Origin of the sequence: Granulicella sp. S156, assembly GCF_009766105.1 — a bacterium.
In the GTDB taxonomy this organism is placed as follows: Bacteria; Acidobacteriota; Terriglobia; order Terriglobales; family Acidobacteriaceae; genus Granulicella.
Genome location: NZ_LMUH01000001.1, coordinates 164,589 through 179,137, shown reverse-complemented (window position 1 = coordinate 179,137; position 14,549 = coordinate 164,589). Strand labels below are relative to the sequence as shown.

6 protein-coding genes are annotated in these 14,549 nt (G+C 56.6%); 3 read left to right on the top strand and 3 right to left on the bottom strand.

Annotated features, from left to right (window positions below; all coding sequences use genetic code 11):
* Window positions 1-52 precede the first annotated feature (52 nt).
* Window positions 53-1,111, top strand: coding sequence for a cytochrome P450 (locus GSQ91_RS00865; protein ID WP_158819361.1), 1,059 nt, complete (start codon window positions 53-55; stop codon window positions 1,109-1,111).
* 317 nt (window positions 1,112-1,428) lie between these two features.
* Window positions 1,429-4,158 (top strand): hypothetical protein, encoded by a 2,730-nt coding sequence (locus GSQ91_RS00860; protein WP_158819360.1) that lies wholly within the window; start codon window positions 1,429-1,431, stop codon window positions 4,156-4,158.
* 115 nt (window positions 4,159-4,273) lie between these two features.
* On the opposite strand, the gene GSQ91_RS00855 is transcribed toward GSQ91_RS00860, so the two are convergent.
* The 3 genes from GSQ91_RS00855 to GSQ91_RS00845 all read right to left on the bottom strand — a co-directional run bounded on the left by GSQ91_RS00855 (window position 4,274) and on the right by GSQ91_RS00845 (window position 11,635).
* Window positions 4,274-5,371, bottom strand: a complete 1,098-nt coding sequence (locus GSQ91_RS00855; RefSeq protein ID WP_158819359.1) for an alginate lyase family protein — start codon at window positions 5,369-5,371, stop codon at window positions 4,274-4,276.
* Between the two features lie 89 nt (window positions 5,372-5,460).
* A complete protein-coding gene (locus GSQ91_RS00850; protein WP_254064298.1) occupies window positions 5,461-8,934 on the bottom strand; it encodes a TonB-dependent receptor in 3,474 nt (1,157 codons plus the stop codon).
* A gap of 409 nt (window positions 8,935-9,343) precedes the next feature.
* Window positions 9,344-11,635 carry a tetratricopeptide repeat protein gene (locus tag GSQ91_RS00845; RefSeq protein WP_158819357.1) on the bottom strand — a complete coding sequence of 764 codons (2,292 nt, stop codon included), beginning with the start codon at window positions 11,633-11,635 and terminating at the stop codon, window positions 9,344-9,346.
* 314 nt (window positions 11,636-11,949) lie between these two features.
* On the opposite strand from GSQ91_RS00845, the gene GSQ91_RS00840 reads away from it, so the two are divergent.
* Window positions 11,950-14,298 (top strand): winged helix-turn-helix domain-containing protein, encoded by a 2,349-nt coding sequence (locus tag GSQ91_RS00840; RefSeq protein ID WP_158819356.1) that lies wholly within the window; start codon window positions 11,950-11,952, stop codon window positions 14,296-14,298.
* Window positions 14,299-14,549: the final 251 nt, after the last annotated feature.

Genomic DNA, 14,549 nt, shown 5'->3' with positions numbered 1-14,549 from the left:
AGTGCTGACAAAAATCTGGCGCTCAGCTGGGCATACTATAGCCGGGGCTGCCATGCAAAGACACCGAGAAGAAGCATCCATACCCGCCTGGAGTAGCGATGAATTCGACTCCCCCGTGTCTCCGCACATCGAGCCGGCTTATTTCGATAAGCATCTTGAAGCCTGGGTTCTGAGCCGTTACGAAGATGTACTCACAGCGTTCCGCTCTTCGAGTCTTACCATCGACAGCAAGCGGCCCAGGACCACTGAAGACGACAAGGCAATGGATAGAATGCGCGAAGAGACAAGGGAAGCGCTTTCTCCCGCCCAGCTTCGTGTATGGTCGGAGGTCATAACCCCTCTTATCCAGGCACGGGCTCAGCAGCTGCCCGAAGGGTGCCCCGTAGACCTGCTCGATTCCTACCTTAGACCGAATTGCCTTGACCTTGCGGCCCTTGTGACAGGAATTGACCCGCAAGAAGCTGCGCGACTCCGAACACTTGCGGGGCCCGTCTCGGCGGCAGCCGCAGAGCCATATGATCCCACGCTTCGTGCGAAGGCAAAGTCTGTTACCCCCGAGCTTCAAGCTTGCTTCCACTCGAAGGCTGAGAGCCTACGCGACTCCGGATTCGTCGCACTCTCACATACGCTGCCTTGTATGTTGGCGAATGCGTGCTATGCCTTGTCGCAGAATCCGAAGCAGTGGACACTGCTTCATCTGGAATCCGGTCTCGTTGAGCAGGCGGTCGAAGAGTTGATGAGGCACGCCGGCTTGGGTCGTTTCCTGCGCCGTCAGGCAACGGGAGATTTGATCATAGGGGATGCTTTCATTCGCAAAGGAGATCGATTGATCTTGCGTATCATCGCGGCAAATCATGATTCTGCTCGCTTCGCTCTGCCCAATGAGCTGGATGTATGTCGCCGTGGAGCAGGCCACTTGACCCTTGGAGCCGGGCCTCACGCATGTGTAGGCGCAAATCTCTTGCGCATGGCTTCTGTTGCCATGCTTCGTCCGCTCGTTGAGTTATTTTCTTCTTCGGGCTTGACGGGGCCCGTCACCTGGCATGGCGGCTCAGGATTTCGATCTCCAAAATATCTGCCGGTTGTTCTTCGGAGAAATGTCGTTTCTTAGAAGTGACGTATAGCGAACTCAAACAACAGGCCGGAGCTTCATCGATACGCTTCCAATCTTGATTGCATAGTTTTATAGGGATTGCTCCTTTTCAAGACCAGAATAGGGAGAAATTGGACTATTGGGAAGATCCATAATGTAAACATAAAGTGGTCCAATCGGTGCGCCGAGGGATGGAGCCAGGAATCTATAATCGGCCAAACATTGCCGCTTTTGGGAGCGTTACCAGGGCGTTTTCGTTGAAGACGGCTAAGCTTTCTCGATTTCGGGTATGGCTTCACAACCACCCCTATCATCCGGGCGTCTAAGAAGGTCTGATGAAATTGCCTAAAGTTATCGCCTGTCTTTTCGCCGTTTCCATCACGGCAGCCCTCCATGCCGATAACGCACGCTTTGACCTCGTCGGTCCAAAGATCGATATCCGCGTCACGCGTGGAGGCACAACGCTGCCGATTGCTGAGGTTCCCAACCTGCAGCCAGGCGACAGGATCTGGGTTAAGGCCGACCTTCCATCCACCCAGTCCAATCACCTGCTGGTTATCGTCGCCTTCCTCCGCGGCACCACGAACGAGCCTCCCGACACCTGGTTCACCGAGATCGACACCTGGGAGAAGAAGACTATTGAAGGCACGACCATCACGGTCCCCGCCGAAGCGGAGCAGGCCGTTCTCTTTGTTGCGCCTGAGACCGGTGGCGACTTCAAGACTCTTCGCTCTGCTGTCAAAGGGAGGCCAGGTCTCTTCATTCGCGCGGATTCCGACCTCAATGAAGCCTCTTTCGAACTGCAGCGCATCGAGCGTTATCTCGCCGCCATGAAGACCGTCCCCCAGGACGACCAGAAGGCGATCCAGGAGCACTCCGCCAAGCTGGCTGCCACGCTTGCTCTCAAGCCGAATGCCGATTGCTTCAAACAGCCTGTTGAGCAGCAGGTAAACTGCCTCACGCAAGCCAGCGCTCCCGTCCTGCTCGACGATGGGCACGGTCAAAGTATCGCTGAAGCGCTCTCCACGGGGGCGTCGTCCGACTTTATCAATACAGCTTCTGCCACACAGGCTGTTGGAGGTGGACTCTACTCGGCCTACGTCGGTGCTGTCGTGGATCTCGTTCACCTTGTCAGTCTGTTGCGCACTGCCCAGTACCAGTACATTCCTGCAATCAGCTTCCCGCAGGAGTCTACGCTCAACCTGAAGCTCAACGCTCCACCCTCCTTCCACAATCCCAAATCCGTCATCGTCATCGGCCTGCCCGCCATTCAGAAGGCCAAGCTGCCGCCGCTGCATTCCCACGATCCCAACCAGGTCGCCTGTCTTCTGCAGCCGAAGATGGCTCTGCAGCTCGAAGGTGCGCCGCTCGTGTTTTCCACCGGCTTCGCGCATGACCTCGTCCTGCACCTCAATCGAACCGGCGCACCGAGCGACATTCCGCTGACGCCTGACGCTTTCGAAGGCGGCCTCGTCGTCGCTAGAGAAGAGCAGCGTAAGCCGCTGCACGATGAGAGTGGCAGCACATCGCCCGAAAAGTCGGATGTGAAGATGGGCTCCAGTACCGACCTCACCATCACCGGTACCGTCCGCGGTTACTGGGGATTCGACTCCTTTGAGGGGCCCACCCTCACGATCCAGCAGGTGGATGGCAAAAACTGGAAGATCGTTGGTGACACGCAACTCATTGCCGGGCAGGACAACCACTTGACCCTCAAAGGCGATGGCACCGCCTGCGTCCAACACATCGCTCTTACGAACAATAAGGATAAGGACGTAGACGTCACCTTCAAGCCTGCGTCGGAGGATGGCGGTAAAGCGGCGGTCAAGGATACCCTCGACCTGGCCGCCTCGCTCAAGAAGGTGCAGCCCGGCGGCTATGCGCTCGCCATCCAGCAGTATGGCGATACCAATCAGGACAAAGTCTCGCTTACCGCCTACACCGGCGACATTCATCTGGAGAGTCTGAAGATCCACGCAGGCGACAATACCGCCGAGCTTATCGGCCTCGGACTCAAGGATGTTGTCTCTGTCCAGATCGCTAGTCAGACCTTTACGCCCAACGGCGGCGGGGATGACAAGACCGTACCTCTCCACGCTGAGGCAGGCGTTTCACCCGACAACGGCTCCGAGGCTACCGCAAAGCTCAAAGATGGCCGCACGATGAAGGTGAAGATCTCGACCGAAGCCGCGCGGCCAGGTTTGAAGCTGCTCTCCTTCAACGCCACGCCCGCGCAGCAGGATGGTTCTATTCCCGTCACTCTAGGCGCAAAGAACGAGATTCCGCTCAACGGCAAGCTCACCTTCGTTGTACAGACCACGAACGTCTTCCCGCGCACGCAGACCATCGAAGTGGCTACCGCCGATGGCTCAGTCCACACCACCCTCTCTTTTGCGGCCAATAACCTCATCCTGCAGGACGAGCACACCGCCATCGCCACACTCGATCCGTTGAAGGCCTTCGGTCAATCCGCCTTCGGCAATCTACAGATGCGGCCAGTGGCGGAAGACAGCACCCCCGGCGACTGGACACCGCTTGGCACTCTCGTCCGTACGCCGAAGATCACCGCTATTCACTGCACCACCTCGGACGCTCCTAGCTGCACTGTCGATGGCAACAACTTCTTCCTTGTGCAATCTTTCGGCGCCACCAAAGACTTCGCCAAGCCTGTTGACGTGCCTACCGGCTTTGCCGATAGCACCTTCACTGTGCCGACGCCGGCGGATGGAACGACGCTCTATCTCAAGCTCCGCGACGATCCCAATGCCGTTGCAACCGTTACGCTGCCCGCACCGGTCCAGAAACCGGCAGTAGCGACTGCGCCAACTGCACAAGCTCCTGCACCTGCACCTGCACCCGATGCAACGCCTGCAGCTGCACCAACACCCAACGCATCCACTTCTGCTCCATCAGCACAGGTTCCGGTGTCGACACCCGATGCAGCGCCCACGGCGAAGGGTGCCGCACCCACACCTGACGCACCTACGCCATCGACTACGCCAGCAGCTACGCCATCCCCAGCGCCCGCGCAGCCTGCCGCAGATACCTCAGTGCCGCCGAAGTAAGAAGCTCGAGTCACTTGGTGATGTGGACGGATTGCAGTTACCCCAAAGCCTGTCATTTCTCCGCTCCCATTGGTCGGTCGAAATGACAAGCCTTGAGGGAAGGGCAATTGACGTCCTAAGCCGGAGGAAGACCGCCCAGATAATAGACGCTTAGGCTCGGAGCACCATGAATCATGCGCGTGAGTTCAGGGTTTGGAAAGCGCCGGACATAGGGTGGCGCCCAGCCGATCTGGTCTCCACTGACGATTGTGGGGACCTCCTGCTTGATGCCAGTCGCTTTTTCAAAGAGTGCAGGATCATGAAGCCCGGACACGGAGATACTCTCCAGGTGATGAATCGCACCCTCTGCATGGGCATATAGATCGAGATCGTTTGCTTCTCCGAACTCCGCCAGTAGAACGAGAGGTGCGAGTGCGTACAGGTGATAATGCAGCGCCTTGCTGCCTCTGGCCATCTCCAGGGGTAGTGTTCCATCGGGTCGTATCTGGTTGACTCCGTTGTCGTAGGTGGCCATCGCCCAATTGAAATCACTTTGGTTATTCGCAGCTACTCCGATCGCCGCGAGTTCGGCTCCCGCCCAGTACAAGTGATTGTTGCCTTTGCCTCCGTTATTTTTCGTGTGAGCGTCGTAGTAACTCTTTGTTTCGTCACCAACGCTATGCAGCCATTTGGCAATGGCTTCATTCTGTTCCGGTGTAGCGTATCCCGCTTCACGAACCTTGAGGTACGCAATGGCGACTGCGCCAACCACCCAACCCTGCACGTAATACGCCTGGCTGGAAGACATCCTGCCGCTGAGTGATTTGTCCTGCGCCATTGTGAGAACGCGGCTGGTGGCGCATTGTGCCGCCTGTCGCGAACCTGCAGTGCGGTAGTCATCGGCTGCCTGAACGATCGCCATACCGACAGCTTTTACCCCATCGCTCGACTTGCGATAGGCCGCCTGGCGAACAGGGTCGACGATGGAGTGCGTCGGATCATCCAGCCTGTAGAAGCCGTCGGTGACGAGATCGGGTGCGAGATGGGGAAGTGCTGAACAGTTGTAGACAGCATCCGTCGCTGTGACAGGCTTGCCATCCCAGGGAGAGCGCAGGGGCTTCACCGGAGCTGCGATGAGAGCAGGAACAGCTACCGAGCATAGAACCAATAGAGCGGTAGATCGAAAGCAGCGAAGGGTGCTTACACAGAAGGGAAGTTGTATAGGGCTATTCATGTTGATCTCTATTCCAGCGACAATCGTATTGTCTGAAAAGGCCACCCGCAAGGGTGGCCTTTTCAGTGCATTGGTTTTTGAGTGGAAGGTTAGAAGAAGAAGCGAGTTGAGGCTTGCATCGCGCGATTTGGTTGCGTGCCTGTAATCTGGCCGAACCCAGACGAGGTTTTGAAGGTTGCTGTGGTGCCAACTTCAGTCACGGTCAGAGAACCGCTTGGCGAGGTGAAGTTGGTGTGGTTGATGACGTTGAATGCGTCAATACGGAATTGGAACTTCAGCCGTCGATAGATCTCGAAGTCTTTCGCAACCGAGGCATCAAAGTCCACTTCGCCGGGTGCCCGGTTAGAGTCTCGCGATACGTTGCCGAAGCCAGTCGTGACGATCTGTGTTCGTTGGCCGCCAATCGTGTTGTAGACCGGTCCTGATGCTGTTAGCGCGAAGTTCGGATCGGTTGCCGAGTCATAGTATTGCAGTGCGGCACCATTCAGGGTTGGATGCGCCAGCTTGACAAGCTGGGGGTTTCCGTTGGGGCGTTGCGATGAGCCTGGGATCTCGTTGGTCTGCGTGATGTTGATGGGCAGTCCGGTATGGCCGACGAAGATCGGTGAGATGTGCCAGTTACGCAACCACCATGGACCAGGGGTTGTGTAGACGACAGCAATATTCAAGACGTGCTTCACATCGATATTGCTAACGGTGAAGTCCTTGATACGGTCTGGACTATCGACAGCATATTGTGAGTTTGCCGTTCCGTTGGGAGCCGAGAAGTTATAGATGGTGCTGCCGTCGTCCTCGCTCTTGGCATAGGTGTAGTTGGAGAGAATAGCCAGCTGCTTATTGAACTGACGGTGAACGGTTACCTGCAATCCGTTGTAGTTGGAAGCTCCGATGTTGTCATTTGTACTGAACTGTTTGAGGTTCGGGTAAGGAGATGCATTCTGGGTTGCGACGCTTGTATTCGCCAGTGTTACAGCAGGTACGGCTGACAAGGGAACAACGTTCTCGTTGAGGTTATAGGAGAGGTGAAGTGCATGGTTTCCGATGTAGTTGACCTCCAGCGTAAGCGCGAGAGGCAACTGACGCTCGAAGCCGATATTCCACTGCTGCACCAATGGCATGTGGCTTTGGTCGTTGAACGAGATCCCTACGCTATAGGGTTTGCTGGCTGAACTACCGACCAGAGCGGCGGATGGGTTCTGGAGATTGGGCGGCGCAGCAAGTGGCATGCCATCAGAAAGGGTGAATGGCTGAGCTACGGCTGTCCCCAGGTTGTTGTAGTTGATGGTGTTGTCAAATCCGGGATAGGCGAGTTGACCGCCGAGATTTTGGAAGATGGTTCCGTAGAAGGTGCCGAACGCCGCGCGGAGGACGGTCTTGTTGTCAAGGCTATATGCCAAACCGATCCTTGGAGAAACGTCAGCCCTCGGGGTGGTGATATTGAGAGAACGGGAGACGCCATTGAGCCCTGCAGCCAATAACTGCCCGGTGTTTGGGTCGATACGGCTATAGATATTGGTAGCGATAGTCAGTGCCGACTCGTACTCGTAACGAACTCCGAGGTTTAAGGTTAGCTTCGGAGTGACTCTCCAATCATCCTGTAAAAAGATGCCGAAGTTATAGTTGCGTCTGCCGGTTGGCGGCTGGGGTTGCTCATATTGCGCGGTTTTGACCTGGCCGGTGAGCAAATCCGCAATTTCCGTGTTTGGAGTTCCGTCAGCTCCATGATTCGTAATCGAACCGTCGAATTGAAAGAGCCCTTCAGGGCTCGTGGCCGGATTATAGGAGTTGAACTCGTTCTTGCGAAGTGAAGCGCCGATCTTGAAAGTGTGAGGACCGTACGTCTTCGTGATGGTGCCGAAAGGCGAGTAGGTGTTGGTGATGTTGACCTGGTCTGTGTTGGTATCCGCACCGATGTTGCTAAACCCAAAGTTATTGCTGGTACTGTCTTGAGCGGTAGTGCTGGCGGAGATTTGTGGCACCTGGCTCAAAGGCAGCGATGCAATTCCGAGTGTGCTTGCCACGTTCTTGCCGGTTCCCGGGGGATTGCGAAGTACGGCGTTGCGGAAGAATCCCATATTCAAATCCATCACTAAGGTTGGATTCCAGGTACGGGTGTAATCCACTGAGGGGAGCCAGGCATTCGTGCAGCTGCAATCGTAGTTTGTGTTGAGCAAGGGGTTGTTATAACTGACATATTGCGGCGACGAGCTGATGTATCGGTAGACGTTGAAGCTCAACCTGTCTTTGGGGGTTACGACCTCGTCGACGCGCACTACGATTTTCTGAGTGTGCGTTACCAGGTTCTGCAGTGACGTCCAGTTACCGGTATAGCGGTTATTGACCGCATCATAGGTGCCTATCGTGTTTGGAAGCGGCAGCAACGCCAGGATTTTCGCGGCGGCGGGATCAATCCCGGTAACCTGGTTGTTCGCAAAGGGTTGTGTGCTTGTGCCACCGGGCTGATAAATCAGCTGTGGGGTGCGGGGTTTGCCATTGGCATCGAACGGAGCTAGCGCATTGGAGAAATCGCCATTGCGCTGAGCGGCAGTAGGGACCGTTTCCGTCACAAGCGTTGGGCTGGGCGAGATCGTACGGTCGTAGTTAACGAAGAAAAAGGTCTTGTCACGACCGTTGTAGAGGTGGGGAATCCGAACTGCTCCACCGAAGGAACCACCCATCTGAAAGAAGCGATCGCGGTTGCGCGGCGTAACGGCCCCGGTAGTCGCATTGATGGTGTCCTTGTGAAAGTACTGGTTGGCGTCGAGCGCCTCGTTGCGCAGGAGGAAGTAGACATTCCCGTGATAGGTGTTGGTGCCGGAGATGGTATTCACGGAGATTACGGCGCCTGATGTGCGGCCATATTCGGCCGGCGCATTGGTCGTGATAACGCGAAAGGAGTCGACTCCATCCGGCGATGGCAACGTTGCGGGAGTTCCGGTTGATGCCACGATCGTGGAGACGCCATTCAAGAGGACTTCGGTATTCAGCGTACGGCTGCCGTTGATCGAAAGCTGTGACGTGGACGGCTGATCGGCGGAGCCGCCGTGTGTTACGCCGGGAATGAACGCCAGAAGGTTCTCCGTGGCACGCTGTTGCAAGGGAAGATTCTGGACTTCGCTCGGAGCAATAAGAGTCGAGACGTCTGACGTGCTGCGGTCGAGTTCCTCGCTCCTGGATTCGACGGTTACCGTCTCTGTGTCCTGGCCGAGCTGCAAATTGACGTTGATCGAGGTAACCTGCGCAACGGTCGCGATGAGGTTGTTGATGACTGATTGCTTGAGGCCTGGGGAAGTTACCGTGACCCGATAGGTACCAGGAATTACCTGCGGCGCTACGAAGTCGCCGCTGGAGTCAGTGGCGCCGTTGAAGACCGTCACCCCTGTATCTTGATTGACAACAAGGACCTTGGCATTGGGCACGAGAGCGCCAGTAGGGTCGAGCACCTCCCCGCGGATGGTCGCATTGGTGTTCTGCGCGTGGGCCACGCCGACGCCAGGAATAAGGCCGGGCAACGTGCTCCAGGCCGCTAGCGCCAATGCTGCCGCGACTACCGGCGTTCGCACCAGGCTTCTGGTTTGATACAGGGATCTTTGTACGAACTGATGAATGTTCACGAGACTAACCTCCGAAATAAATGGTGCATCTAGGCATGCACAACCTATGCTTATTGACCATCGTGTGACTCGGAATCAAAGACTCAGAACATACGTGATCCATTGTTGAGATCAAGACAACCGGTTGTTTAGACATAAATCTGCTGCGGCCTCATAAGAAAACAGCGAGAGGAACGTTGTCAACTTAAATCCAAAAATGGGTTGGAATGCCTATTCATCCGGTTGCGAGAGCAATTGTGAAAGTTGTAGGAAAGGCTTTGAAGGCAGAGGCTTAACATCTTCCAAAAGCTGCAGGAATACGTTTACCTGAGTTTTGCGGATAGGAATGTGTGGCCATGCGATAGGTACCGTACGCGATTTATCGGATGTTCATCTGCTGGAGCATCGCGTGCGCTTGTCCTGCCACCCCAGGTGCCGGGGAGCGCTCCGCTTTCTCCAGGAGGGAAACTGCCGTGCGTGCCTGACCCAGTTGGATGAGGGCGTCGGCCAGATCCAGCTGGGCTGGCCCGAAGTCGGGGTCGATCTTCAACGCGGCTTCGAACTCCGTACGCGCCGGAGCTATCTGACCCTTCTGGGCCAGGATCTGGCCGAGGAAATCATGCGCGCGTGCGGACTTTGGATCGGCAGCAACAGCAGCTTTGGCTTCCGCTGTTGCTTCAGGAAAGCGCTTTAGCTGCAAGAGTACGACAGCATAGTCACCGTGAGTATTGGCGTTGGCTGGATCCCGTTGGACGGCATTTTGCAAGTGGAATGCCGCTTGCTTCCAGTCTCCTGTGCCTGCCAGCAGCCGCCCAAGATTGGCGCTGGTTGCCGCGTCATAGGGGTTGATGGCCAGGGCCGCACGGAACGCGGTTTCAGCACCGCGCACGTCTCCAGATTGAGCGAGTAGCGACCCTAAAGTATTTTGAGCATCGGCAAAATCGGATTTTATTTCTAATGTCTTTCGGAGATCGGAGATAGCCTTCTCTGCATTTCCGCTCTTCGATTCAGTCAACGCCTGCTCATACCAGAGAAGGGCATTGTCAGGCTCGCGATCCAGTGCCGTACGAAGAACGCCGAGCGCCTCATCGGTTTGTCCGGCGCTTCCCAGTGCGACGCCGAGCCGCCGCTGCGCCCGCGAAGAGAGCGGATCCAGCTTGAGTGCTTGCCGGTAAGCGTCGATAGCGCCTGGAAGATCTCCGCTGTGCCGCATGGCGTCGCCCAGTTCGATGAAGAAGTTCGGTTGCTGAGGCTGTTTCATCCGCAGCAAGTCTGCCAAGGCGGGGATTCCTGCCTCCAGGTTGCTGCCGTCGATCACTTGAGCCGCTGCGTCGTAGAGGTCGTCGTTGGGGGAAGCGCTCTCGTGATCGAGGAGGTATCGCTTCACGGGACCGTGATAAGCATTCGCCGGCGTATCCGGAATCTCCGGACGATTAGCCAATAGCACCGCGGCTGGTGGCGGTCGCCGTTGAATCAGATGGTCCGTCATGATGGCATGGACGACATCTTCGGTCCTGCGTTTCGGCATATGGCACGAGACGCAGTCATTAGAGGCCGGATGCTGGTGCTGTGCGATCTTCTCAGGAAGGTTCGCCGCGTGACACTTCATGCAGATGTTGGCATAGTACTGCGCGGACTCAGCGCCTTTGTGCAGGTCGTGCGGGTTATGGCAGGTCTCGCACGTCAGCGCTCCCTGGCTCTTGAGATAGCACTGGGACTGGCGAAGCCGGAAGGGAGCCTCTACGATCTCGAAGTTATCGGTGCGTCCGTGTGCGGGATCCCTGACGAAATAGGCGTTGAAGTTGGCGAGTGGCTGATCGGTTGTGTAGCCAAAAGGCTCCTGGTCGTAGTGTCGAATGCGATCCGGCAGCAAGTGGCTGGTGGTTTCGAGATGGCATTGCTCACAGACCTCCATTTGGCGGTCGTTGCTCAGATGGATTGGATTGAGAATCTGAGCACGAATCTGCTGCAGCGAAGTGCCCGGGGTTTGGGCCGCTTTAACGTGGGCCGCGCCTGGGCCATGGCAACGCTGGCAATCGATACCCTCCGGCAAGGCAGAGCTGTAAACAGGGTTTGCGGAGAGATCACGATGCGCGGTCGCCGGAATCTCCGGATACCCGTTGTGGCAGAACATGCACTCGTACGCGATGGGCCGGCGCGTCATCGGGTGGTCATTGTCGAAACCGGGATTCATGCCCCAGTGCCCGCCGTCTTCGGCGTACCAGGCGAGTGGAAGTTCGATCAGCGTTCCATCCTGCTCGCGATGCAGATAGGTTCGCACATGATTTCCCGAACCCATGATGTAGTCGATCGGCAGTTCTTCTACATTCTCTGGATTGCCATCAAAACCCTTTTGCCAGCGGCGCTGATAATACTTTCCATCATGCTGCGTCATTGTGTAGTAGGTGCCGGATGCAGCGTGATAGAACTGGCGATCTTTGGCGGGACTCTCGACAGTGTCTCCGGTCTCCGGCTTGTAGAAGGCATGCGCCATCCCGGTGCGAGCATATCCAGCGGCTTCAGTGGCATGGCACTGCACGCAGGTAGTGGGGTCGGCATACTGCTGCACGATGGCGGTCTTGGGCGGTTCTCTATTGCGTGTGAACAGAAAAGAAACTGCGGCGGCCGTTAGGAGTAAAGCAGCCACGGCGATGGAATATCTTTTCGTCACAGGTGAGGATCCGTTCGCTCGAATCGGGCAGGCAACTTCAGCCCGACCGAAGACCCATGCTAACGAAAGTCAAGCGGTTGTGTCATGGACGTATGCGAAGCTTCGCATGTTGAAACAAATTTCCCTCGGAAAAGATATGAGCGACACTCAGTTTGGAATAAGATAATCGGTTCCTCGGTCGTGCGCTAAACTGGCAGTCTCCCCGATACCAAAGACATGGGCCATCCAAGGGTGGTTTTCTTCATGGGTCCTTAAAGATACGAATTGCCCCACAGCATCACTATTGAAGATATGGATCGTTCTATAGGGCTAGTATGTCGCTGACAAACAGGAGCATCTACCACTTCGGCGAATTTCAACTGAAGACCACCGCGCGCGTTCTGGAGCGTCAGGGCGTTCGTGTGCCTTTGGGGTCCAAGGCGTTCGAGGTGCTGACTCATCTGGTGATACATACCGGAGATGTGGTCACGAAAGACGAGCTGTTGAAGGCCGTCTGGCCCAACTCTTTTGTAGAAGAGCAAAATCTTACGCAGCAGATTGCCTCTTTGAGAAAGGCTCTGGGGGATAAGTCAACCTATATTGCGACGGTCCCGGGGCGGGGATATCAGTTTACGGAAACTGTCCGGGCGGTGATGGCTGCAGACTCGCCGCCATTGCTGGAGGAGGCCTCAGACGATGTGATGCACGCGATGCGCACGCGCACCCACGTAGTCATCGAGGAGTCCTCGCGGCGGATGCTTCCCGCCCAGGCCACGAGAAATCCAACGCTGCTCGCGCTCTACGCGCTGGCTTCAGTCGTAGTTCTTCTTGTCATGGTGTGGGCGGGATGGAGGTGGTTTCGGCTCCGGCATGAGGCACCCCACGAGTACCGTCAGGTTGTAGTCTCCGACTTCATTAACACCACCGGGGACGCTGCCTTCGATCACATCCTGAAGCGGGCGTTGCAGATTGATCTGGAACAGTCTCCTTACATCGACGTGCTGAGCGACCGCGAGACCGCGAACACGCTGCAAAAGATGGGACGTCAAAGCGATACGGCGCTCACCATCGAGGTGGCGCGCGAGGTCTGTGAGCGCACCAACCGCCAGGTATTGCTGGCAGGAGGTATCTCCAGTGTGGGCAGCGAATATCTGCTGACTCTGGAAGCGACCGACTGCAGCACCGGAAAACAGATTGCCGGGGCCAAGGCAGAGGTCAAGACGAAGTCGAATGTACTCAGCGCCCTGGATTCAGTGGCGGAACACGTCCGATCGGGACTGGGCGAGTCCGCGGAGTCTGTGGAGAGCTACCGGGTGCCGGTCGCGCAGGCAACGACATCGTCGCTGGAGGCGCTGAGAGTCTACTCCGTCGGCGAGTCCATGATGGTTAGAACGGGCAAAGAGGAAGCTGAGACTCTGCCTATGTTTCAGAGAGCCGTAGAGTTGGACCCGCAGTTTGCCATGGCCTACGTCGCGGTTGCTACGGACTACTACAACCTGAACGAATACAGCCTGGCTGTGCCGTATTACCAGAAGGCCTTCGATCTGAGTGGTCAGGTAAGCGAAAAGGAAAGGCTTTACATCCGGGCGCACTATTACGCGGACAGCAAAAAGGATGTAGAGCAAGGTCTGAAAGAGTATCGGCTCTGGGAGGAAACATATCCGCGCGACTGGGGCCCCTGGCTCGACATCGCAAGTAATGATATTCAGCTTGGCCAATACCAGTCTGCCGTTGAAGCTGGGGAGCAGGCCCTGAAACTCCAACCGGCGCGCGCGATCGTCTACAGCGTTCTTGCCCGAGCCTACAAGTGTGCCGATCGCTTCGACGATGCGAAACGGATAGGTCAACTGGCTCGGGACAGAGACAAGTTCGCCTACAGCTTGAATGCGACGCTCTTCGAGATAGCCTCCTTCGAGCACGACCAGAAGGCGATCTCTGCAACGACTGCCTGGATGGCGTCTCACCCGGACGACTGGTACCTTCTCACCTTTCAGGCCTCAGCAGCCGCTTCTGCGGGGAGATACAAAGACGCCGTCAGACTCTACAACCAGGCCTATGCCATTGCAAAACGGGAGAACCTGTCTGAATCTGCGGACAATATTCTTCTCGAACAGGCCCAGGCAGAAGCTGCCTTCGGATGGAGTTCAGAGGCGCGTGCCACGTTGGGCCGCCTATCTCAACCCACGCCGGACAGCAGGGGTCTGATGCTGCTCCGCGCACAGCTGGGCGACGCCACCGCGGCGCAACGATTTCTGGCAGTGAACGAGGCGAAATCCAGCTCCGCAACACTGATGGCGCATGTGTATCTTCCTCAAGCCCGTGCGCTCCTGGCCGTACAGCATAAGAAGCCTCTTGACGCCATCACGGCGCTCGAGCCTGCCAGGCTATATGAGCTGGTCGACTATACCGTCCCTGTGCAGAGGGCCGAGGCCTATCTCCAAGCCAAACAAGCCGGTCCTGCGATCGCGGAGTACAAAAAGGTCCTTGCCAACCCTGGGGTCAATGCCATCAGCCCACAATACCCGCTGGCGCATCTTGGCCTGGCTCGAGCCTATGTGATGACGGGCGACCTCGCCTCCGCTCGCGCGGAGTATGAGAGCTTTCTCTCCACCTGGAAAGACGCCGATCCGAACCTGCCGGTTCTTCTGTCGGCGAAGGATGAACTCGCCAGGCTTGGGCATTAGAGTCCTGCTTGTCGAGGCTCCTGTGCCAGCGTTCATAACTTTTCATAGCGCTTAATCCCGTTTTATCGCTCGTTGTGCTGTAGTCGATTGCACAAGCAAGAGGGGTAAGCGATGAGGCTGTTTCGACGCAATCCATCCCCGCGAGGAACACCTGAGCAGGGACCCTCTTCTCAGCCAGAGCTTGTGCGCCGGATCGAGATCACTGTCGAGCAGGAATGGGTTTCGACACGAGTTTCACACCCTCCCACAAA

Coding starts and splice junctions, on each gene's coding strand:
- GSQ91_RS00860 (WP_158819360.1), top strand. CDS start 1,429: ATGAAATTGCCTAAAGTTATCGCCTGTCTTTTCGCCGTTTCCATCACG.
- GSQ91_RS00855 (WP_158819359.1), bottom strand. CDS start 5,371: ATGAATAGCCCTATACAACTTCCCTTCTGTGTAAGCACCCTTCGCTGC.
- GSQ91_RS00865 (WP_158819361.1), top strand. CDS start 53: ATGCAAAGACACCGAGAAGAAGCATCCATACCCGCCTGGAGTAGCGAT.
- GSQ91_RS00840 (WP_158819356.1), top strand. CDS start 11,950: ATGTCGCTGACAAACAGGAGCATCTACCACTTCGGCGAATTTCAACTG.